The sequence below is a fragment of the Bacillus sp. F19 genome (genome assembly GCA_023823795.1).
In the GTDB taxonomy this organism is placed as follows: domain Bacteria; phylum Bacillota; class Bacilli; order Bacillales; family Bacillaceae; genus Bacillus_P.
Genome location: CP085710.1, coordinates 5062875 through 5085462 on the forward strand (window position 1 = coordinate 5062875; position 22588 = coordinate 5085462).

At 40.9% G+C, this 22588-nt stretch carries 23 protein-coding genes; 1 reads left to right on the forward strand and 22 read right to left on the reverse strand.

The features are described from left to right. Nucleotides 1–453 precede the first annotated feature (453 nt). The 11 genes from LIT25_25935 to LIT25_25985 all read right to left on the reverse strand — a co-directional run bounded on the left by LIT25_25935 (nucleotide 454) and on the right by LIT25_25985 (nucleotide 10790). Nucleotides 454–1740 (reverse strand): adenylosuccinate synthase, encoded by a 1287-nt coding sequence (locus tag LIT25_25935; GenBank protein USK33885.1) that lies wholly within the window; start codon nucleotides 1738–1740, stop codon nucleotides 454–456. 254 nt (nucleotides 1741–1994) lie between these two features. Then, on the reverse strand, nucleotides 1995–3359 hold the full coding sequence (gene dnaB, locus LIT25_25940) for a replicative DNA helicase (GenBank protein USK33886.1): 1365 nt from the start codon (nucleotides 3357–3359) through the stop codon (nucleotides 1995–1997). Nucleotides 3360–3558: 199 nt separating this feature from the next. Further along, on the reverse strand, nucleotides 3559–4008 hold the full coding sequence (gene rplI / locus LIT25_25945) for a 50S ribosomal protein L9 (GenBank protein ID USK33887.1): 450 nt from the start codon (nucleotides 4006–4008) through the stop codon (nucleotides 3559–3561). Beyond that, a complete protein-coding gene (locus LIT25_25950) occupies nucleotides 4005–5984 on the reverse strand; it encodes a DHH family phosphoesterase (GenBank protein USK33888.1) in 1980 nt (659 codons plus the stop codon). The genes rplI and LIT25_25950 overlap by 4 nt, the downstream gene beginning before the upstream one ends. A 94-nt stretch (nucleotides 5985–6078) precedes the next feature. After that, on the reverse strand, nucleotides 6079–7008 hold the full coding sequence (locus tag LIT25_25955; protein USK33889.1) for a YybS family protein: 930 nt from the start codon (nucleotides 7006–7008) through the stop codon (nucleotides 6079–6081). A gap of 120 nt (nucleotides 7009–7128) precedes the next feature. Next, nucleotides 7129–7368 (reverse strand): 30S ribosomal protein S18, encoded by a 240-nt coding sequence (gene rpsR, locus LIT25_25960; protein USK33890.1) that lies wholly within the window; start codon nucleotides 7366–7368, stop codon nucleotides 7129–7131. A gap of 43 nt (nucleotides 7369–7411) precedes the next feature. Next, entirely contained in the window at nucleotides 7412–7939 is a 528-nt protein-coding gene (ssb, locus tag LIT25_25965; protein USK33891.1) for a single-stranded DNA-binding protein, read from the reverse strand. A gap of 39 nt (nucleotides 7940–7978) precedes the next feature. Next, nucleotides 7979–8266 (reverse strand): 30S ribosomal protein S6, encoded by a 288-nt coding sequence (gene rpsF / locus LIT25_25970; protein ID USK33892.1) that lies wholly within the window; start codon nucleotides 8264–8266, stop codon nucleotides 7979–7981. Between the two features lie 112 nt (nucleotides 8267–8378). Next, the gene (gene ychF / locus LIT25_25975; protein ID USK33893.1) at nucleotides 8379–9479 is read right to left on the reverse strand and encodes a redox-regulated ATPase YchF; all 1101 of its coding nucleotides are present in this window, start codon (nucleotides 9477–9479) and stop codon (nucleotides 8379–8381) included. A 223-nt stretch (nucleotides 9480–9702) separates the two neighbouring features. Beyond that, complete coding sequence (locus tag LIT25_25980; protein USK36417.1) at nucleotides 9703–9900, reverse strand: DUF951 family protein; 198 nt, start codon at nucleotides 9898–9900, stop codon at nucleotides 9703–9705. Beyond that, complete coding sequence (locus LIT25_25985; GenBank protein ID USK33894.1) at nucleotides 9897–10790, reverse strand: mechanosensitive ion channel family protein; 894 nt, start codon at nucleotides 10788–10790, stop codon at nucleotides 9897–9899. Before LIT25_25985 ends, LIT25_25980 begins: the two co-directional genes overlap by 4 nt. A 179-nt stretch (nucleotides 10791–10969) precedes the next feature. Here LIT25_25985 and yyaC point away from each other — a divergent pair, with 179 nt between their 5' ends. Beyond that, complete coding sequence (gene yyaC / locus LIT25_25990) at nucleotides 10970–11593, forward strand: spore protease YyaC (protein ID USK33895.1); 624 nt, start codon at nucleotides 10970–10972, stop codon at nucleotides 11591–11593. Here yyaC and LIT25_25995 read toward each other — a convergent pair. The 11 genes from LIT25_25995 to rpmH form a co-directional block, all read right to left on the reverse strand. Continuing rightward, on the reverse strand, nucleotides 11590–12291 hold the full coding sequence (locus tag LIT25_25995; GenBank protein ID USK33896.1) for a DUF554 domain-containing protein: 702 nt from the start codon (nucleotides 12289–12291) through the stop codon (nucleotides 11590–11592). The two genes, yyaC and LIT25_25995, sit on opposite strands and share 4 nt — an antisense overlap. A gap of 166 nt (nucleotides 12292–12457) precedes the next feature. Next, nucleotides 12458–13312, reverse strand: a complete 855-nt coding sequence (locus LIT25_26000) for a ParB/RepB/Spo0J family partition protein (GenBank protein USK33897.1) — start codon at nucleotides 13310–13312, stop codon at nucleotides 12458–12460. Next, nucleotides 13305–14066 carry an AAA family ATPase gene (locus LIT25_26005; protein USK33898.1) on the reverse strand — a complete coding sequence of 254 codons (762 nt, stop codon included), beginning with the start codon at nucleotides 14064–14066 and terminating at the stop codon, nucleotides 13305–13307. The genes LIT25_26000 and LIT25_26005 overlap by 8 nt, the downstream gene beginning before the upstream one ends. 169 nt (nucleotides 14067–14235) lie before the next feature. Next, a complete protein-coding gene (gene noc / locus LIT25_26010) occupies nucleotides 14236–15102 on the reverse strand; it encodes a nucleoid occlusion protein (protein ID USK33899.1) in 867 nt (288 codons plus the stop codon). A gap of 96 nt (nucleotides 15103–15198) precedes the next feature. Then, entirely contained in the window at nucleotides 15199–15915 is a 717-nt protein-coding gene (rsmG, locus tag LIT25_26015) for a 16S rRNA (guanine(527)-N(7))-methyltransferase RsmG (GenBank protein ID USK33900.1), read from the reverse strand. 24 nt (nucleotides 15916–15939) lie between these two features. Continuing rightward, entirely contained in the window at nucleotides 15940–17829 is a 1890-nt protein-coding gene (gene mnmG, locus LIT25_26020; protein ID USK33901.1) for a tRNA uridine-5-carboxymethylaminomethyl(34) synthesis enzyme MnmG, read from the reverse strand. An 84-nt stretch (nucleotides 17830–17913) separates the two neighbouring features. Further along, nucleotides 17914–19299 carry a tRNA uridine-5-carboxymethylaminomethyl(34) synthesis GTPase MnmE gene (mnmE, locus tag LIT25_26025; protein ID USK33902.1) on the reverse strand — a complete coding sequence of 462 codons (1386 nt, stop codon included), beginning with the start codon at nucleotides 19297–19299 and terminating at the stop codon, nucleotides 17914–17916. Nucleotides 19300–19699: 400 nt separating this feature from the next. After that, nucleotides 19700–20320 carry a protein jag gene (locus LIT25_26030; protein ID USK33903.1) on the reverse strand — a complete coding sequence of 207 codons (621 nt, stop codon included), beginning with the start codon at nucleotides 20318–20320 and terminating at the stop codon, nucleotides 19700–19702. Continuing rightward, a complete protein-coding gene (spoIIIJ, locus tag LIT25_26035) occupies nucleotides 20317–21093 on the reverse strand; it encodes a YidC family membrane integrase SpoIIIJ (GenBank protein USK33904.1) in 777 nt (258 codons plus the stop codon). Before spoIIIJ ends, LIT25_26030 begins: the two co-directional genes overlap by 4 nt. Before the next feature lie 108 nt (nucleotides 21094–21201). Continuing rightward, the gene (gene rnpA / locus LIT25_26040; protein ID USK33905.1) at nucleotides 21202–21576 is read right to left on the reverse strand and encodes a ribonuclease P protein component; all 375 of its coding nucleotides are present in this window, start codon (nucleotides 21574–21576) and stop codon (nucleotides 21202–21204) included. Between the two features lie 163 nt (nucleotides 21577–21739). Then, complete coding sequence (gene rpmH / locus LIT25_26045; GenBank protein ID USK33906.1) at nucleotides 21740–21874, reverse strand: 50S ribosomal protein L34; 135 nt, start codon at nucleotides 21872–21874, stop codon at nucleotides 21740–21742. Nucleotides 21875–22588 lie beyond the last annotated feature (714 nt).

Sequence of the window (22588 nt, forward strand, 5' to 3'; positions counted from 1 at the left end):
CCAAATTTCAGGAAGATTAGCCAAGCAGCGGCTTAATTTGTGCGCTGATGTGAATACTTCGCAGCTTATTCGATCGTGCTCTACCGACTGAGCTGCCGAGCCATGTTTAAGTTATGAAGTACAACGTTAACTATGTAGAACCATCCATAATGTGATGTAAAACGTTGTTTATTACCGGACCTTTATTATTATAATTCAAGGTTCGCAGAAATACAAGGAAATTTTCGAATATTAGCGGCAGATTATTTAATTTGGCAGTACTTATCATGTTATATAGCCAATTTTAGGATTATTACAGCCGAAAATGGAAAACTTTCAACTGTTTTTTTGATTTTTCAGCTGATACTTGAAAATCTTTCAGCCTGTTTCGACCTTTTATCGGCCTAACTGCAAATTCCAGCCGCTCAAGCTATAAAAAAATCGAAAGGAGGCTAGCCCCTTTCGATCAGCTGCTTAGCTATATACGCTTCTTACAACGTTTGTTTGTGTTCTGTCAGGGCCCACTGAGAATACAGAAAGAGGGATGCCTGTAAGCTGTGATACACGCTCGATGTAGTTGCGGGCATTTTGAGGAAGCTCACCAAGGTCGCGAACGCCTGTGATGTCTTCTGTCCAGCCTGGAAGCTCTTCATAGACAGGCTCGCACTCAGCTAATACTTTAAGGCTTGCAGGGAAAGATTCCATGATTTCGCCTTTGTATTTGTATGCTGTACAGATCTTCAATGTTTCAATGCCAGTTAATACGTCAATGGAGTTTAATGATAAATCCGTAATTCCGCTTACGCGGCGTGCATGACGGACAACGACGCTGTCAAACCAGCCTACACGGCGTGCACGGCCTGTTGTTGTACCGTATTCACGGCCGACTTCACGGATTTGATGGCCAATTTCATTATCAAGTTCAGTTGGGAACGGGCCGTCACCAACCCGGGTTGTATATGCTTTAGAAACACCGACAACATGGTTGATTTTCGTTGGTCCTACACCAGAACCGATTGTAACTCCTCCCGCTACCGGGTTTGAAGAAGTAACAAATGGATACGTACCCTGATCGATATCAAGCATAACACCCTGGGCACCTTCAAATAATACTCGTCTGCCGCCGTCAAGAGCATCGTTCAATACAACAGCTGTGTCACAAACGTATTGCTTGAACTGCTGACCGTACTCATAGTACTCATCAAGGATTTCATCAATCGTGAATCCTTCTGTCTCATAGTACTTTTCAAGCATGCGGTTCTTTTCTTCAAGATTTCTAGTTAATTTTTCTTCAAAAGATTCACGGTCTAATAAGTCAGCGATGCGGATTCCTACGCGTGCTGCTTTGTCCATGTAAGCAGGGCCGATTCCTTTTTTCGTTGTACCGATTTTATTGGCGCCTTTGCGTTCTTCTTCTACTTCATCAAGCTTTAAATGATAAGGAAGAATCACATGCGCGCGATTGCTGATGCGAAGATTGTCTGTGCTGACTCCGCGCTCGTGAAGATAAGCAAGCTCCTTAATTAGAGCTTTCGGATCTACTACCATTCCATTGCCGATTACACAGGTCTTTTCACTGTAAAAGATACCTGATGGAATTAAGTGGAGCTTATATGTTTCACCGTTAAATTTAATCGTGTGTCCAGCGTTATTGCCGCCTTGATAACGAGCGATAACCTCTGCATTTTCTGAAAGGAAGTCGGTAATCTTTCCTTTACCTTCATCTCCCCATTGTGTTCCAACAACTACTACTGAAGACATTAATGTGCACCTCCGGTTTTTTGCAACTCTTTCTCTTTTCGCACTATCAAACAAGCTAATTTTACCAGCAAACTTCGCTAAAGTCAACGAAAAGACGAACGTTAATGAGATTACAATTTCATTTCGTTCGTAATATAACCTGAAAAGTTAAAATAATATACCATCTTCACATAGAGTTCCCCTAATTAAGGGTTTCATTCTTAAAGGTAAAGGGTTAAAGTTTCAAAAAAAAGAGCCGTCTTTATAAAGACAGCCTAAGCACCTGGCGGAACGCCGGCATCATCGAATCGCCGTTCCAAGTTTACGAATTTATTGTATTCCTTTACGAAAGCAAGACTGACCGTACCAACTGGACCGTTACGCTGTTTTGCAATGATGATTTCGATGATATTTTTATTTTCGGATTCCTTATCGTAGTAATCATCACGATATAAGAAAGCAACAATATCTGCATCCTGCTCGATACTTCCTGATTCACGGATATCTGACATCATAGGACGCTTGTCCTGACGCTGCTCAACTCCGCGTGATAGCTGCGATAGGGCGATAACAGGCACTTTTAATTCCCTTGCCAGGGACTTAAGTGTCCGTGAAATTTCAGATACTTCCTGCTGACGGTTATCTTTATTTCGTCCGCTTCCCTGAATCAGCTGCAGGTAGTCAATCAGAATCATCCCAAGACCGCTTTCCTGTTTGAGGCGGCGGCATTTTGCACGGATTTCACTTACCCGGATGCCTGGAGTATCATCTATAAATATACCTGAATCAGACAAGCTTCCCATTGCCATGGTAAGCTTTCCCCAGTCTTCAGGAGTTAAGTTGCCGGTACGCAAATTCTGTGCATTAATATTGCCTTCTGCACAAAGCATCCTCATAACGAGCTGATCTGCCCCCATCTCAAGACTGAAGATCGCAACGTTCTCATCTGTTTTCGTTGCCACGTTTTGCGCGATATTCAAGGCAAATGCGGTCTTGCCGACAGAAGGACGGGCAGCTACAATAATCAGATCATTTCGCTGAAAGCCGGCTGTCATTCTGTCAAGCTCCGTAAAGCCCGTGGCAATTCCAGTGATGTCTCCTTTTCTTGTGTGGAGCAATTCAATGTTATCGTACGTTTGAACAAGAACATCTTTAATATTCTGGAAAGCTCCGGCGTTTTTCCGCTGTGAAACCTCCATAATGTTTTTCTCGGCTTCATTTAATAAAACATCTACTTCATCTTCACGGGAATAACCGTCTTGAGCAATCGTTGTAGCTGTTCGGATCAATCTCCGCAAAATCGACTTCTCTTCTACGATTCTTCCATAATATTCGATATTGGCAGCAGTCGGAACCGCATTTGCCAGATCACTTAAATAAGATACTCCGCCGATTTCCTCTAATAAATTGGCATCAGCAAGCTCAGAGGTTACTGTTACTAAGTCAACAGGCTCCCCTTTATCCGCAAGCTTCAGCATCACATTGTAAATCTTCTGATGAGATGCTCTGTAAAAATCTTCTGGAATCAAAATTTCAGAAGCGGTGATTAGAGATGCGGGTTCTAGAAAAATCGCTCCGAGAACAGCTTGCTCCGCCTCAATATTTTGTGGAGGAATCCGATCATCAAACATTTCATTCATGATGATCACCGTCCTTATCATTTAATTAGAAAAGCGCGAGCGCCTTGGTCAGCTCCGGCAGGCAGATCCGTCTGACCGAGGAGTTAGGCGCTGCAGCTAGACATGGATGAACAAAACCTTATACTTCTCTATAATAGGAAAAAATGTGATGCTGCGAAAAGAAGCAGCATCCATTCACACATCACATTTTTTAAACTGATTATTTTTGTTCTGTTACGTGCACCTTAACAGTTGCTGTTACTTCCGGATACAGTTTTACCGGCACATTTGTATAGCCTAGAGCACGGATCGCATCCGGCAGGTCAATTTTTCGTTTATCTACTTTATGGCCATGTGATTTCAGAAGCTCATCAGCGATTTGCTTGCTTGTAATGGATCCGAATAAACGGCCGCCATCTCCTGATTTCGCCTTAAGTTCAACCGTTAAGTTTTCAAGCGTTTCTTTTAGTTCAACCGATTTTGCAAGCTCTGCAGCAGCTTCTTTTTCTTCTTTTTTCTTTTGGCCTTGAAGCTTGCTGATTTCTGCCTGATTGGCTTCAATCGCAAGTCCCTGCTTAATTAAAAAGTTATGTGCGTAGCCGTCAGCTACATTTTTAACTTCTCCTTTTTTCCCTTTACCTTTTACATCTTTTAAGAAAATAACTTTCACGACTTAGTTCCTCCTTCTAAATACTCTTCGATCGCACGTTTTAATCTTTCTTCTGCTTCAAGCAGCGATACATGTTCAAGCTGTGTAGCCGCATTTGTGAGGTGACCTCCGCCGTCTAAAGCTTCCATGATCAACTGCACATTGATATCCCCAAGGGAACGGGCACTGATTCCGATTGTATGCTCATTTCTTCTCGCAAGAACGAATGACGCCACAACACCGCTCATTGCCAAGAGCGTATCTGCTGTTTGAGCAATGATGACTTGATCGAAATAGTCCTCTGACTCGGGATCTGATTTTGCAATGGCGATGCCATCTTTAAGCATGTTGGTATTTTGAATGATCTTTGACCGCTTTACATAGTGATCAATATCTTCTCTCATAAATTTTTGCACAAGAATCGTGTCAGCCCCTTTAGATCTTAAATAGGAAGCTGCATCAAATGTACGGGAACCCGTTCTGAGAGTAAAGCTTTTAGTATCGACTATAATGCCCGCAAGCAACGATGTGGCTTCAATCATGTTCATTTTCAGACGTTTGGTCTGATATTCCAGGAGTTCTGTCACAAGCTCTGCTGTTGAAGAAGCATATGGCTCCATGTAAACCAGCAATGGATCCTTAATAAACTCTTCCCCCCGGCGGTGATGATCAATGACGACAACGTTGTCCACTTTATTCAGCAGCTTTTCATCGATGACAAGTGACGGCTTATGGGTATCCACAACAATCAGAACTGTGTCATCTGTAGAGATTTCCAAAGCTTCTTCTCTTGTTATAAAACGGGACCACAAATTAGAATGCTGCCTTACTTCCTGAATCAGCCTCTGCACGCCTATATCAATCTCGTTTTGATCAAGAACGATAAAGCCTTCCTTTTCATTTACCTGAGCTACTTTCAGAATGCCGATGGCTGAGCCTATTGAATCCATATCAGGGTATTTATGGCCCATAATGATGACTTTGTCGCTTTCTGAAATAATTTCTGTCAGCGCATGCGAGATCACTCTTGCACGTACTCTTGTTCTTTTTTCCATCGGATTCGTCTTGCCGCCATAAAACTTCACTTTTCCGTTCGTCTGCTTAATGGCAACCTGATCTCCACCGCGTCCTAAAGCGAGATCAAGACTTGATTGAGCCAAATCCCCAAGCTCAGTAAGAGAAGGCACACCTGAGCCTATACCGATGCTCAGTGTGAGGGATATATTTTGAACAGTTGTCTGTTCCCTAACTTCGTCAAGAATAGAAAACTTTCCTTTTTCAAGCTTTATTAAAATATTTTCGTTGAGAATCGCCATAAACCGTTCTGATGACGTTCTTTTCAGAAAGATGCCGTTGTCTGTTGCCCATTTATTCAGCAAGGAGGTTACTTGACTATTAATTGTGCTTTTCGTCTGGTCATCCAGGCCTTGCGTGACTTCATCGTAATTATCAAGAAAAATAAGAGCAAGAACCGTCCGCTCATCCTCATACTGCTTTTCAATTTCTGTCTGCTCCGTAACATCAAAGAAGTACAGCAGTCTTTCCTCGCGCTTGATGATTACTTTAAACTTCCGTTCGTGAAGAGTTATGGTTTCTGTATCGACTTCCTGCTTCACAAGGGGCACAAGTGATTCGGCTACATCATACATGGACCTGCCGACCAATGTGTCTTCATGGAAACAGGATGTCAAAAACGGATTAGTCCATTCTATATGATAATGTTCGTTAAAAAGCATAATCCCTATAGGCATTTCCATTAAAGCTTCTTCGCCAACCCGCTTCAAACGGTAAGAGAGAGTCGAAATGTAGGTTTTCATTTCAACCTTCAGCTTTTTATCGGCTATTTTCAAAAGAAATAAGATCGCACCTAATAGAAAGACTCCGGCAACACCAATCATCCATTGATAATAAAAGAGGAGGATGATGGCAATCGCGGTCAGGCCAATTAATGCAAATAGGGGATACCTGATAAACGGTTTTTTGTAAAAACTGGGCATTTTGTTTCAGCTCCTCAAACAACAGTGAAACATACGTAAGACTGCGGCTTACTCCTTCTGCGCACTGTATAAATCTAGTTTATGCGCCATAGTGCTATTTCTTCACGCGGCCCCGCAAATTAAAACCTAAATCAATTATACCTAAGATTCGCACAAGATACATCAGGATCGGCAGAATCAAAGAAAGAATGATTGCTGTAACAGGTATGGCTTTCGAATAATTTTTCACATGACAGTAAAAGAAAACAAAAGAGAAGCCCTGTACCGCCAACAGCACCTGCAGAACAAACAGCAAGTTAACAGCAGCAATATATAGAAAGCTGCCTGTATCCAAATTTAAAAAGAATAAAAAACTGACAATCAAGTAATACCAGACAATGCTTGACGGCAGCTTCCACTCTCTGAATGGCTTTAGCGGCACCAGCTGGATTTTCAGCCTTTTAAGAACAGGAATGGTTACAGCATGAGACAGTAAGGCAAAGATAAATGAAGCACTTACAAGCAAACTTGGAATTAGGTAGCCTATATACTTCATTTGCTCTTCTAATTGATTAATCGCTGCTTCATTTGCTTCCAGACCAATTGCAGCCATCATTGACTTTGCCATATCAATCGTTTTGTCCATGCTGCCTGTCGCTTCTTCAATTGGATCGATTTGAAAAAATGCCACAGAGGCTGCATACATGACGACAAAGCTGATGAGAAAGGCAATTGTGCCCCCGATCAAAGCGCCTGCCGTTTGCCTCTTCTTATAAAAGTAACCCATCACGATTCCGCTCAAGGCATATGTTAAAGTTAATGGCAAAGCAAACAAAGAACCAACTATCAATGTAATGAAGATAGCAGCGGCCATTAAAGTGACAGCAGCTTTAATCCCATGTCTCACCGTATAAAGAATAAACGGCAATGGCAAAAAGACCATTAAAAATGCCCCAAACAGCGGCAGATAAAGTGTCATTAATGTTAATAAAGTAAAGAGCGCAAGTAATATCGCACCTTCTGTCAATATGTTAACCCGTTTCACAGTTTCACCTCTTTTATACTTCCAAGCTTATTTTAAATGAACCGTGCGTGACAAATCAAATGGTTGGATAAAGAGTAAATAAAAAAGCAGCAAGGAATCCTCACTGCCTTTTTCATCTTATTATTCGCCAGATACGTATGGAAGTAAAGCCATTTGACGAGAGCGTTTAATAGCAATCGTTAATTTACGTTGGTATTTAGCGCTTGTTCCTGTTACACGACGAGGTAAGATTTTACCACGCTCAGAAACGAATTTTTTAAGCAAATCTACATCTTTGTAATCGATGTTTGTGATTCCGTGTGCAGTGAAGTAGCACACTTTACGACGTTTTGCACGTCCACCTTTGCGTCCGCCTGCCATAGTTATTTCCTCCTTCCATTATGAAATGCACGTACTATATGTTTTAAAACGGTAAGTCATCATCAGAGATATCAATCGGCTTTCCATCATTAGCGAATGGATCGTCATCAAAGTTCGAACGGCCTTGATTACGCTGATTCTGATTTTGATTTTGATTTTGGCTGAATGGATTTTGCTGACCGCCTTGTCCACCTTGGCCGCCGCCATAATAATTGTTGTTTCCGCCACCGCCGCCGCTGTTTCCACTGCCGCTTTTAGGTTCAAGAAACTGTACGCTTTCTGCAACCACTTCGGTTACATAAACACGTTTGCCAGTCTGGTCTTCATAGCTGCGTGATTGCAGACGTCCATCTACTCCTGCTAAACTTCCTTTTTTAAGGAAATTTGCAACATTTTCAGCCGGACGGCGCCATACGACACAGTTTATGAAGTCCGCTTCTCTTTCACCCTGCTGGTTTGTGAAGGAACGGTTAACAGCTAATGTAAAAGTAGCAACTGCAGCTCCAGCTGGTGTGTAGCGCAGTTCTGGATCTTTTGTTAGTCTGCCGACTAAAACAACCCGATTCATCATCAGAATCATCCTTTTTTAAAGATATCTAATCTATATGAATTACACTTCTTTTCTAGTTACCATGTGACGCATGATGTCTTCGTTGATTTTCGCTAAGCGGTCAAATTCTTGAACAGCTTCCGGCTTTGATGCAACTTGAAGAAGCATGTAGTAACCGTCACGCAAATCGTTGATTTCATAAGCAAGGCGACGTTTGCCCCACTCTTTTGTTTCTTCAACTTCCGCACCATTGTCAGCTAAAATTGTGTTGAAACGCTCAACTAGAGCTTTTTTAGCCTCATCTTCAATGTTTGGACGGATGATATACATGATTTCGTATTTATTCATCTCTTACACCTCCTTTTGGTCTAAACGGCCCTAAACGGGCAAGGAGCAATTAAACAATTCAATTACTCACAAGTTTAAATTATAGCAAACAAAACGACTTTAGGCAACCAAATTAAACATTAAAACGGAAATGGATAACGTCGCCATCATTTACGATGTACTCTTTTCCTTCTAAACGCACTTTCCCGGCTTCACGTGCAGCTCCCATTGTTCCTGCATTCAGCAGATCTTCATAGGAAACTGTTTCAGCGCGGATAAATCCGCGTTCGAAGTCAGAGTGAATAACGCCGGCACACTGCGGAGCCTTCATTCCTTTTTTGAAAGTCCACGCGCGGACTTCCTGTACACCCGCTGTAAAATAAGTCGCAAGACCGAGAAGATTGTATGAAGCTTTAATAAGCTGATCAAGACCTGATTCTTCAATGCCAAGCTCTTCAAGGAACATTTCTTTTTCCTCTCCATCAAGTTCGGCAATTTCGGATTCAATCTTCGCACATACAACAATGACTTCAGCTTTTTCATTCGCAGCGAATTCGCGAACTGCTTTTACATATTCATTGTTTGAAGCATCAGCCACTTCATCTTCAGAGACATTAGCTACATACAAAACAGGTTTGCTTGTCAGCAAATGAAGATGCTTAACAATTTTCATCTGTTCATCTGTGAATTCCACAGAGCGGGCCGGTTTGTCGTTTTCGAATGCATCTTTCAGCATTAACAGAACCTCGTGCTCATAAACAGCATCTTTATCTTTTTGCTTAGCAAGCTTGCCGACACGCTCAATACGCTTGTCTACAGACTCTAAATCCGCTAAAATCAACTCAAGATTGATTGTCTCAACATCATCAATCGGATCTACTTTTCCTGAAACGTGAGTAATGTTGTCGTCTGCAAAACAGCGCACAACGTGACAAATGGCATCTACTTGACGAATATGTGAAAGAAACTTGTTTCCAAGTCCTTCTCCTTTACTTGCTCCCTTAACAATCCCTGCAATATCCGTAAATTCAAACGCAGTAGGAACTGTTTTCTTTGGTTTTACAAGCTCTGTAAGCTTTTGAAGACGCTCATCCGGCACTTCTACAATCCCTACGTTAGGGTCAATTGTACAGAATGGGTAGTTTGCTGATTCAGCACCAGCCTGTGTAATGGCGTTAAAAAGCGTTGACTTCCCTACGTTCGGAAGTCCAACAATACCAGCGGTTAAAGCCATGGTTATTTCCACTCCTCTATATGAACAATATATAATCGATTAATCCGTTTATTTTTATCTAACCAATCTTCAACAATTATAGATACTAACGCATGAAATGACAAGCTTAAGAGGGGAAGTCTTTCATGGTAAAAGTTCATTTTTACTCATTAAAAAAAGGGGAAAACCAAACGGAAATCAAGGTTTTCTCCCTAAATAAACCAATTTAAAGCCATAAAAACAGTTATTCTTCATGCTTGACTAATCTTTTTTTCATTTTCCGGGCAAATTCTCTTCTTGGAATCATCACACTGTGAGCACAGCCTTCGCATTTTATGCGGATATCCATGCCCATTCTGATGATTTTCCAGCGATTCGCACCGCACGGATGAGGTTTTTTCATTTCGACAACGTCATTTATGCCAAATTCCTTGTCCACTATTCACTCATCCTTTCCTTTTGTTTAGCACCTTCATCCTGTCTTGTATACATGACCATGCGAGGGTATGGAATTTCAATGCCATGCTCATCAAGTCTCATCTTAATTTCTTTTCTCAGCATACGCGATATATGAAAATTCTTCATAGGAAGGACCTCACTGACTACACGCAAGACAACTTCCGATGGTCCCAGGTTTTGCACGCCAAGCAACTCAGGAGGTGCAACCATTTCTTCATACTTATCCGGCAGCTCGAGCAATAAATCTTCAATCACTCTTTCTGCTTTTGGAATATCCCCTTCATAGGCAATACTGACATCTACAAAAGCGACGCTGTTATTGACGGAGAAATTAGTCACTTCCGTTATATTTCCGTTTGGCAGAATATTGATTTCTCCTGTCCAGCTCTTAATCTTAGTCGTGCGAAGTCCAATTTCTTCAACGGTTCCTTCAAATTGGCCGACACGAATCATGTCACCAACTGAAAACTGATCTTCAAAAATAATGAAGAATCCTGTAATGACGTCCTTGACAAGATTTTGTGCACCGAATCCGACGGCGAGCCCGACAATTCCCGCTCCGGCGAGCAGAGCCTTTACATCAAAGCTTAATGTCTCAAGGATCATCAGCAGGGCAACAAAATAAACGAGGTACGTTAAAATATTATTGAGCAGCTTGACCAGCGTATTTTCTCTCCGCTCTGAAATGCGGAGCGGTGACTTTGTTCTTAGCAAGAAAATTTTTTCAATGACTGTATTTCCGACTCGAATAAGAATCGCTGAAAGAATCATAATGCCAATAATCTTCAGCAGTCCTTGTACAAAGTTCAGCCAGAGATCTTCGTTTAGAAGAGAGGCACCCATTTTATCTATAAGCTTATTTAAAAAATCCACATCAGATCAACCTTTCCTTTATAAAGAATTACACGCTGCATTCATAAAGATAGATTTTATTTTAACAACTTTTCTAAGCAATTTACAGTGCTTAGTAAAAACTCTTATTATCTCTTAAATATGTATAGATTTCTATATTCTTCCGTATACTGTTACTACTATATTGAAGGAGTGAAATGATGAATTTTAAATCTGGCTTTTTAAAACCGCAGCGAGACCGAATTTATTATGAAGATGACCATGCGGCTGAACATTTATCATCAGAAATAAAACTCCTTCTTTCTGTACGGAAACCCATCGTTGTCCTATGTATTGGAACAGACCGCTCAACCGGTGACTGTTTAGGCCCTTTAGTAGGCACTAAGCTTATCGATGCTGATCTCAAGCATTTCCATGTTTACGGAACACTAAAGCATCCTGTTCATGCAGTCAACCTTGAAGAAACCATCCAAGAAATAGAACGAACGTTCGATAACCCTTTTATCCTTGCGATTGATGCCTGCTTGGGAAGACTGAAAAGTGTGGGGACATTCCAGGTTGGATCAGGTCCAATCAAGCCTGGTGCTGGTGTAAACAAGGTGCTTCCCGAGGTAGGAGACATTCACATTAATGGAATTGTAAACGTCAGCGGGTTTATGGAATTCTTTGTATTGCAAAATACAAGACTGCATCTCGTTATGACAATGGCTTCTATTATTGCAGAAAGCATCATTCTGGCTGATCAGCAGATAGAACTTAAAAAAATCCCGCTAAAGACGAAGACCTCCTGGCTTAATCAGGCCAAGGGTGCAAACTTCAATTAAACAAATTTCATTAAAACAATAATGACTGCAACAACTGCCAGACTTGGGAGCAGGTTTGCTACACGAATGGCTTTTATGGCAAGCATATTGATTCCAATGGCAAAGATCAGTATCCCGCCAACAGCCGTAATCTCTGAGATCAAATCCTCAAGCAAAGATTCCGGTACATACTGATGAATCACATTCGCGAATATAGCGATGCCTCCTTCATATATGAAAACAGGAACCGCTGAAAGAAGAACACCGATGCCAAGCGTACTTGAAAGAACCATGCTCGTAAAGCCATCAATCATCGACTTTGTGTACAAAATATCATGATCCTGTCTCAATCCGCTATCAAGTGATCCCACAATTGCCATTGCACCAATGACAAAAATAAGGGTAGCGGATACAAAGCCTTGTGCAAAATCACCGGTTTGATTTCTGCTCAGTTTTTTCTCAAGCCAATGTCCCACCTGATGCAGCTTCTTTTCAATATCAATGGCTTCTCCAATGACCGCCCCAAAAACAAGACTGATAATCACAATAAACAGCTGTTCACTTTCCAGTGCCATATCAAGGCCCAATACCATGACAAAAAGACCTATGCCAGTCATGACCGTCTGTTTCATAGATTCTGGTATTCTGCGAAGCAATAAACCTAATAGGGATCCTATGATAATTCCAGCTGCATTTACTAAACTTCCTAATAATACCACTTTAATCCCTCTCTCTATTTATAAGGAGCAAGCCCCTTCGTCAATTTCGGCAGGCAGACAGATATCCGCCATAAAAAGGCGGATCCTTTCTGAACGAGATGTTAGGTGCTGGAGCTGCTTTTTTATTAAACATAAAAAGAAGCCATCTATGCTGCAAGATGGCCGCTTAAGATGATTGCTCAGCTTCAAGCAACTCTAAAATTCTTTCCAGATCCTCTTTTGAAAAAAATTCAATTTCAATTTTCCCTTTTTTCTTCTGCTGCTTAATCGTAACAGAAGTGCCAAAATACTCACGCAAGTAGGATTCTCTTTCTTTAATGAAAATGTCCTGACTGCCAGCTTTCTTTTTCGTTTCACGTGAAACATTTTCGTTTAGCTGCTGAACAAGAAGCTCAACTTGGCGGACATTAAGCTGCTCTTTCATAATTTTGTCCGCTAAGGCTTTTAGCTTATCTTTTTTCTTCAGCCCGAGCAGTGTTCTGCCATGACCCATTGAAATCTTTCCTTCAGAAATAAGTGTTTGAATGGTTTCAGGAAGAGACAATAACCTTAGATGATTCGCTATATGCGGTCTGCTTTTCCCTAGACGTCTGGCAAGCTCTTCTTGTGTAATATGCAAGTGATCAAGCAAAGCCTGGTAAGCTCCCGCTTCTTCGATTGGAGATAAGTCTTCGCGCTGCAGATTTTCAAGAAGCGCAAGCTCCATCATCTGCTGCTCTGTTAGCTCTCTGATAACAGCTGGCACAACATGAAGGCCCGCTGCTTTTGCTGCACGGAAACGGCGCTCGCCTACGACAATCTCATAGCCTTTAATACTCTTGCGCACAATGATTGGCTGAAGGATACCATGCTGAAGGATGGACTCTTTCAGTTCTTCAATCGCTCCTGGCAAAAATGTTTTGCGGGGCTGATAAGGATTTGGACGCAGATCTTTAATTTTAATTTCCTGCAGTGTTTCGTCATTGCTTACTTCCATATTCGTAAACAAAGCATTGATTCCTTTACCTAATCCTTTAGCCATTTACAACCACTTCCTTTGCCAATTCTAAGTATACGTCAGCGCCTCTTGAGCGCGGGTCATAAATAATAATCGGCTGTCCATGACTTGGTGCTTCGCTTAAACGGATGTTTCTGGGAATAATTGTTTTATATACTTTGTCGCGAAAATATTTTTTGACTTCTTCAATAACCTGAATTCCTAAATTGGTTCGTGCATCAAGCATTGTTAAAAGAACGCCTTCTATCATTAAATCGGTATTTAAATGTTTTTGAACTAATCGCACAGTATTCAGCAGCTGACTCAATCCTTCAAGTGCATAATACTCGCATTGAACTGGAATAAGCACGGCATCTGAAGCTGTTAAAGCATTAATTGTCAGTAATCCTAAAGAGGGAGGACAGTCAATAATCATATAGTCATAATTATGTTTTACTTTTTCAAGCGCACGTTTCAGACGGACTTCTCTAGAAATGGTTGGCACAAGTTCAATTTCGGCACCTGCCAGCTGGATAGTGGCCGGAATTGCATCCAAATTTTCGACAGCAGTTGGCTTAATGACTTCTGTTACATCAACATCATCAACTAAAATATCATAAACACAATGTTCAACATCGGCTTTTTCTATTCCTATACCACTTGTCGCATTTCCTTGTGGGTCAACATCGACGAGAAGAACTCGTTTTCCTATATATGCTAAGCACGCACCAAGATTAACGGAAGTTGTCGTTTTGCCGACCCCGCCTTTCTGGTTCGCAATGGCAATAATTTTCCCCACGATGTCACCTGCTTTCACTAAACATGAACTCTATCATGCTCTCTATTTTATCATGAAACTTTGCCAATGGTTTGAACTTTTTTGCAATTTGTAAAAATGCAGCTTGAACGGAAATCTTGAAATCTATGAAACTTCAAAAAGAAAAACCCTCTGCTGAATTTGCAGAGAGCTACTTTGGAATTTTTATAGTGAATTGAATGTATTCTTCAAATTCTTCTTCTTCAGCATTTATTTTTACGCCAGTATCCGCTACCATTGTCAACGATTGACGGATGGTATTCATCGCAATACGGGTATCCCGGCTGAATGCTTTACGTTTTGGTTTTGCTTTTGGGCTGGTTTTCTCAAGCATTTTGACAACGCGGTCTTCTGTTTGTTTGACATTTAACTGCTTTTCTATGATTTCAGAGAGCAGTGTAATTTGCGGATCTGGTTTTTTTAAAGGAATGAGTGCTCTTGCATGTCTCTCTGTTATTTTCTTTTGGAGCAATGCATCTTGAACTTCATGAGGCAGCTTTAACAGCCTAAGCTTATTGGCAATTGTGGACTGTCCTTTTCCGAGACGCTGGGCAAGGGCTTCTTGGGTCAAGTCGTGAAGCTCCAGCAGCTTGGCATATGCAACAGCTTCTTCAATCGCTGAAAGTTCCTCGCGCTGAAGGTTCTCAATTAAAGCAACAGAAGCTGTTTCTGTGTCGTTGAAGTCCTTCACAATTGCTGGGATTGTTTCCCATCCTAGTTTTCGGACTGCTCTATACCGTCTTTCCCCGGCAATAATTTCATATCTTCCATCAACCTGACGTACAACAATCGGCTGAATAATCCCGTGTGTACGTATCGTAAGCGATAATTCTTCAATTTTTTCATCCGCGAAAACCGTACGGGGCTGAAAACGATTAGGCACGATTTCCTCCACGGAAATCTTCTTTACCTCATCAAATACTGAATCATCAATCTCTTCTGTTTCAATTACTGCTGTTTTTTCTGCTGTATCTTCTTTTTCTCCCAAACCGAAAAAACGAGAGAATGGATGCTTCATGAGCCTACACCACCTTTAGAAACTGCCATCATATTAATTCTCTTTCAATTCTCTATATTCCTGCATGCTGAACGAACTTTCCACCTGAATGTTTTTCTATTCTAATGGAAGTTTGTTAGGCGTACCCGGTTTGCGGGGATATTTAGCAGGTGTTGATTTTTGTTTATGAATAATAATGATTGAGCGCTCACTTTTCTCAAGCGGCAGCTCAAAGGCATACTTTTCCTTCACCTTGCCGCCAAGCGTACTGATTGCTTTTTCAGCATTGATTATTTCTTCCTCAGCTGATGCGGCTTTCATTGCTACGAAGTGACCGCCTGTTTTAGCAAGAGGCAGGCAAAGCTCGCTCAAAACAGATAGACGCGCTACAGCCCTTGCCGTCACAACGTCATACGTTTCTCTGAATGCTTTGTTTTTTCCAAACGTTTCTGCTCTGTCATGGTAAAGAGATACGCCTGAAAGGTTTAATGATTTCGTCAGATGATCTAAAAATGTAATTCTCTTTTGAAGAGAATCCACAATTGCAATTTTCAGATGCGGAAAGCAGATTTTAATCGGCAGACTTGGAAACCCTGCGCCTGCGCCTACGTCACAAATGGATAACGGTTTTGTAAAATCAAAATAGAAAGCAGCAGAAATAGAATCATAAAAATGCTTAAGATAAACTTCTTTTTTATCTGTAATCGAAGTTAAATTCATTTTTTCATTCCACTCTACAAGCAATTCGTAGTAAGTCTCAAATTGCTCCAGCTGTTCTGCGGAAAGAGAGATTCCCTTTTCCTCAAGACTGGATTTAAATAAAGAAATGTCCATACTCAAAACCTTTCTGATCTGCTTTTATTCGCCTGAAACACGCGCTATTTTTCCTTGCTCCAAATAGACGAGAAGGATGGAAATATCTGCAGGGTTAACCCCTGAAATACGGGATGCCTGTGCCATTGAAAGCGGTCTGACCTCTTTCAGTTTCTGTCGTGCTTCAGAAGCAATACCTGAAATAGCATCGTAATCAATATTTTCTGGAATTCTTTTGTTTTCCATTTTCTTCAGCTTTTCAACCTGCTGAAGCGACTTTTCAATATAGCCCTCATATTTAATCTGAATTTCAACCTGTTCGGCTATTTCTCCGGAAATATTTTCGTCAGCAGGAGCAAGAGCATGAATATGCTCATAGTTCATTTCAGGGCGTTTCATAAGATCTGATGCACGGATTCCGTCCTTCAGTTCACTGCCGCCTGCTCTTCTGATTAATTCCTGTGTCTGCTCATTTGGTTTGATTATGACCGAATTCAAGCGTTTTTTCTCTGCTTCAATCGCTTCTTTTTTAAGCAAGAAAGTCTTGTAGCGTTCTTCTTTTATAAGTCCAATCTTACGTCCAATATCCGTTAAACGCAAGTCTGCATTATCATGGCGAAGAAGCAGGCGATATTCCGCTCTGGAAGTCAATAAACGATACGGCTCGTCTGTACCTTTTGTGACTAGATCATCTATTAATACTCCGATATAAGCATCAGAACGGCTTAAGATGACTTCTTCTTTGCCAAGGGCTTTGCTGGCAGCATTAATTCCGGCCATTAAGCCTTGGCCCGCTGCTTCTTCATAGCCAGATGTACCATTGATTTGTCCGGCTGTAAATAGGCCGGGAACCTTTTTCGTTTCAAGGGTTGGCCATAGCTGTGTAGGTACGATGGCATCATATTCGATTGCGTATCCTGCACGCATCATTTCCACTTTTTCAAGACCGGGAATGGATGATAGAATTCTTCGCTGTACATCCTCCGGAAGACTTGTTGATAATCCCTGCACATAAACTTCCTGTGTGTTTCTGCCTTCTGGCTCAAGGAAAATCTGATGACGCGGCTTATCATTAAAACGGACGACCTTATCTTCTATTGAAGGACAGTAGCGCGGTCCAGTTCCTTTAATCATGCCCGAATACATTGGTGAACGATGAAGATTATCGTCGATAATTTTATGAGTTTCTTCACTTGTGTAAGTCAGCCAGCATGGAAGCTGATCGGTAATATATTTTGTCGTCTCATAGGAAAAAGCGCGGGGAACGTCGTCACCTGGCTGAATTTCTGTTTTGCTGTAATCAATCGAATGACTGTTTACACGCGGCGGTGTTCCCGTTTTAAAACGGACCATATCAAGTCCAATTTCCTGCAGATGCTCTGATAATTTTATAGAAGGCTGCTGGTTATTAGGTCCGCTTGAATATTGCAGTTCACCTAAAATAATTTTCCCTCTTAAAAATGTGCCTGTAGTCAGAACAACTGTTTTCGCACGGTATTCCGCACCCGTTTGAGTAATAACGCCCAGGCACTCTCCGTCTTCAATAATAAGACGGTCTACCATTCCTTGAAGCATTGTAAGATTCCGTTCATTTTCCATCGTCTTTTTCATTTCATGCTGATACGTAAATTTATCAGCCTGAGCACGCAGCGCACGCACAGCCGGTCCTTTGCCTGTATTCAGCATTCTCATTTGAATATGTGTTTTATCGATATTTTTAGCCATTTCTCCGCCTAAAGCATCGATTTCCCGCACTACGATTCCTTTTGCCGGTCCACCTACTGATGGATTACAAGGCATAAAAGCAACCATATCAAGATTGATCGTCAAAGCAAGCGTTTTTGCACCCATTCTCGCAGAAGCGAGGGCTGCCTCAACCCCTGCATGACCTGCACCGACGACAACTACATCATAATCACCTGCATGATATCCCATGGTATTTACCTCCTTTATGAATTAAGCACTTTTCTATTTTTTAACCTAAGGTAAAATGTACATGATTCTTTATATATACAGCCCTTATTTTCCTAAACAGAACTGAGCAAACAGCTGATCAATCAGACTTTCATGAACAGCATCTCCAATAATTTCACCGAGCAGCTCCCACGTACGTGTCAAATCGATTTGTACAAGATCAATCGGCACTCCCGCTTCAATCGCTTCAAGTGCATCTTCAATGGTACGTTTTGCCTGTGACAGCAAAGCAATGTGCCTTGTGTTTGAAACATAGGTTAAATCCGAAGCGCCAACGCTGCCTTCGAAAAACAGCGAGCTGATGGATTCTTCAAGCTGATCAATTCCCTGTTCTTCAAGCAGAGAAGTCGTCACTACAGGAGATTTTTCAGCAAGCTCCCTCACCCGTTTCAAATCTACTTTTTGAGGAAGGTCTGTTTTATTGACGATAACAATTACGTCCATTCCGCTTACAGCTTCAAACAGCTGCTCATCCTCTTTTGAAAGAAATTCACTGTAGGTTAAAACGAGCAGGATAAGATCGGCCTTTTTCAATACCTGTCTAGATTTCTCAACACCAATCCTCTCGACAATGTCCTCTGTCTCCCTAATACCAGCTGTATCAACTAAACGAAGAGGCACGCCCCGAACGTTTACATATTCCTCAATGACATCCCTTGTCGTTCCCGGTATATCTGTTACAATCGCTTTATTTTCGTGAATCAGACTATTCAGAAGCGACGATTTGCCTACATTAGGTCTGCCTACGATGACCGTTGAAAGACCCTCTCTTAAAATCTTGCCCTGCTGAGATGTTTGGAGCAGCTTTTCAATCTCGTTTTTGACGAACGTTGCTTTTTCAATCAGCATGCTGTGCGTCATTTCTTCTACATCATCATATTCAGGGTAATCTATGTTTACTTCCACATGTGCAAGTGTCTCAAGAATTTCCTGGCGCAGACGCTGAATGAGCTTTGATAGTCTCCCTTCCATCTGTCCAAGGGCGACATTCATTGCACGATCTGTTTTTGCTCTTATTAAATCCATCACCGCTTCAGCTTGCGACAAATCAATTCGTCCATTTAAAAACGCTCTTTTCGTAAATTCACCAGGTTCTGCAAGCCGCGCCCCATGGTTTAATGCAAGCTGCAGTACACGGTTAACTGTTACAATCCCGCCGTGGCAGTTTATTTCTACTATATCTTCCCTCGTAAATGTCTTAGGGCCTTTCAAAACCGATACCATGACTTCTTCTACAATTTGGGCAGTATCAGGATCTGCAATATGCCCGTAATGAATCGTATGTGAAGGTACCTCTGCCAATCGTTTCCCTGAAGGACCTGAATACAATCTGTCCGCAATCTTGATCGCATCGTCCCCGCTTAGTCTGACGATGGCAATCGCTCCCTCTCCCATTGGTGTGGATATTGCTGCAATTGTATCGAATTCCATGCGTTTCACCCCGCTTCTTTCAAAATAAATCTATATAGAAATTTCCCATTATATACGCAGTCAAATTTATAAGATATCATAGTTATTTCTTATTGGAAAGAAAAAAATATCGAATTATCCACAGACTTAAATTCCGCACAATTCTCTCATTATCATTTTAACTTATCCACATGTTAATAACAATATTTCCAAATGCAAGGTTTCTAAGCCCTTAAGCATAAAAGAAAGCACAAAAAAACCCGCTGATTAAATACCAGCAGGGTTTTGGTGTGTCAGATGAGTATTGTTCGGGCAAAGTCCCGCTAATCGCCTAATTCCTTGGCAGAACAAATCCGCAAAAAAAGTCAAAGTGTCGGATTCTTATCTGTCTTCCTGCGCTAAACAGGCGATTTTGCTTTTCTTATTTAGGAGCAATCACCAAATGACGATTAGGTTCTTCTCCAACCGAGTATGTTTTGATCTTGTGCTGCTGGTTAACTAGAGCAGCATGGATAATCTTTCGTTCATATGAAGGCATTGGTTCTAAAGGAACCTCTCTTTTAGTACGAACAGCCTGATGTGCAAGCTTCTGAGCGAGCTGAATTAATGTTTCTTTGCGGCGGGTTCTGTAGTTTTCAGCATCTACTGTAATGTGCAAGTAGTGATTAGAATGACGATTTGCCGCGAGCTGTGTCAAATATTGCAGAGAATTAAGCGTTTGGCCGCGTTTTCCAATTAAGAGCGCAACCTTCTCTCCTTCAATTTGAAACGTGACATTTTTGCCTTCCTGAATCATTTCAACCTTTGCTTCCACATTCATATTTCTGATCACTTCTGTCAGAAAACGATGCGCTTCTTCAGCAGGATTTGGAAGTTTTACGGCTTTTACCATTGCAGGTTTTGCCCCAAACAGTCCTAAAAATCCCTTTTTCCCTTCATCAATAACGGTAATTTCTACTTCTTTATCGCTTGCATTCAGCTGTGTTAAAGCGGATTGTACTGCTTCTTCGACGCTAAGTCCGGTAGCAGTTATTTCTCTCACTTTTTCGTTCCTCCCGATTTTGAAAGTGCTTTCGCTCTAATATCAGGTCCGTAGATGATCATTGTCTGCACGATCATGAATATATTTCCGACTACCCAATATAAAGATAGTGCAGCTGGGAAGCTGACAGCAAAGATGACGATCATAATTGGCATGATATATAAAAGCATAGCCATTTGCGGATTTTGATTTGCTGTTCCCGCCATTGTCAATTTTTGTTGGATGAATGTTGTAATACCTGCAATGATCGGAAGCAGGTATATTGGATCCTTCGATCCCAGGTCAAACCATAGGAAGTTGTGATCTGCAATTGCTTCTGTTCTCATAATTGCATGATAAAAACCAATCAGGATTGGCATTTGAACTAATAATGGAAAACACCCTGCAAGCGGGTTCACTTTATTCTTCTGGAATAAAGCCATTGTTTCCTGCTGCAGTTTTTGCTGTGTTTTTTGATCTTTAGAGCTGTATTTTTCACGCAGCTTTTTCATTTCTGGCTGTACTTCCTGCATCGCTTTTGAGTTTTTGATCTGTTTAATCATTAAAGGCAAGATCGCAAAACGTATCATCAGCGTAACGATAACGATTGACAGTCCGTAGTTGTTACCCATTAATTCTGCAACATATATGATCAGCCATGATAACGGATACACAATGTAGTGATTCCAGAATCCCTGACTTTCTTCTGTGATTGGCTGATTCACTTCTGTACATCCTGTAAGAAGCATCATGATGCTCACTAAGCCAAGCACTAACAATATTCTCCTTTTCAACCGGTATTCCTCCTAACAAAATAACTAAACCTGCAAGTTCTGCCGACTTTATTCAACACTTATTTTAACATCTTTTAAAAAGGAAAACTTCTTTCATTTTTCACTTTTCTATGTATTTTTTATGGAGTTTTCACGCTGGGGTCTTGCTCTGTGGACTTTTGTTTTTCTGAAAAGGTGCAATAAACTGCTTTTGACTTCATGATAGTCCATTTCGGATGCCGGCTTTCTGGCAATTACTATATAATCAATGCCTGTTTTTAAGCTGTCCTTTTCTTCGAGAAATACTTGCCGGACGAGGCGCTTAATTCGGTTTCTTGTGACGGCATTCCCTATTTTTTTACTGACTGATAAACCTAAACGGAATTCTTTTTCTTCAGGCTGACCCAGCATGTAGATCACAAATTGTCTATTTGCCATCGACTTACCATGCTTGAATACTTTTTGGAAGTCTTCGTTTTTTTTGATGCGGTTTTTCTTTTTCATTTCCTCACTCCGGATCCTTGCCTGAAATTCTCCAGCCTGTTGAGAGCTTTTCCATCATTATTTCTTTAACAATATCTATTTAAACAGCTGTTTTTGAAAAACATGGCCCAATCATAAGTAGGATTGGGCCATGTAAAAAAGACCACTGATACTTTTCAGTGGCCTATGCTGATAATACTTTTCTTCCTTTACGACGACGTGCAGCTAGCACTTTACGTCCGTTTTTTGAGCTCATGCGAGCGCGGAAACCGTGAACTTTACTATGTTTGCGATTATTTGGTTGATAAGTTCTTTTCATTATAGACACCTCCCTGAGGAATAGCTGTTAAAGACAGTCTTTCTAATTATAGAGAGTGACCTAGTGAATTGTCAACCATATGACAAAAAAGATCTCACACTGAAAGACTGTTCTCATATAATTTATTGTTTTTATATAGAAATTTTCAAGTCAGGGAAGATCTTTTCCACTTAAATTAGCAGAATCAAGATAGATTCATTCCATTAAAAAAATTTAAAATTCATTTTTGCATCCTGAATTATAAAGTTTTAATAAAAAAGCCTAACTAATGATTGATGTACAAATCTATTAAACTTCATAGACTGTGAATAGTTTTTTCGACATATTTTTTATCCACACCCGTTATCGACAGGTTTCACACAGAACAAACATATGTGGACAATTATTCTCAACAAAGAGCCGGATATGTGGATAAGTTTAATAAAACCATTGCGCCGCTTCGTTTAATTTGATATTATATTTGTGTTTTCACTCTGAATATCGGAACGTCAACATCCGCTTTATCCACACTCTGTGGATAACATGTGGAAAGATTATAAACACCCTGTTAAAAAACTTGTCCACATTTAAGGGTTTATGTCGAAAAGACGTTTTTCTACTATATTATATATTTATGCACATTTTGTTCGTTTTGTATTTTTATTCACGGACATCCAGCTGTTGTACAAAACATGTACACATTCATTTTATAGAAAAAGGAGGGAGATGCCTCAT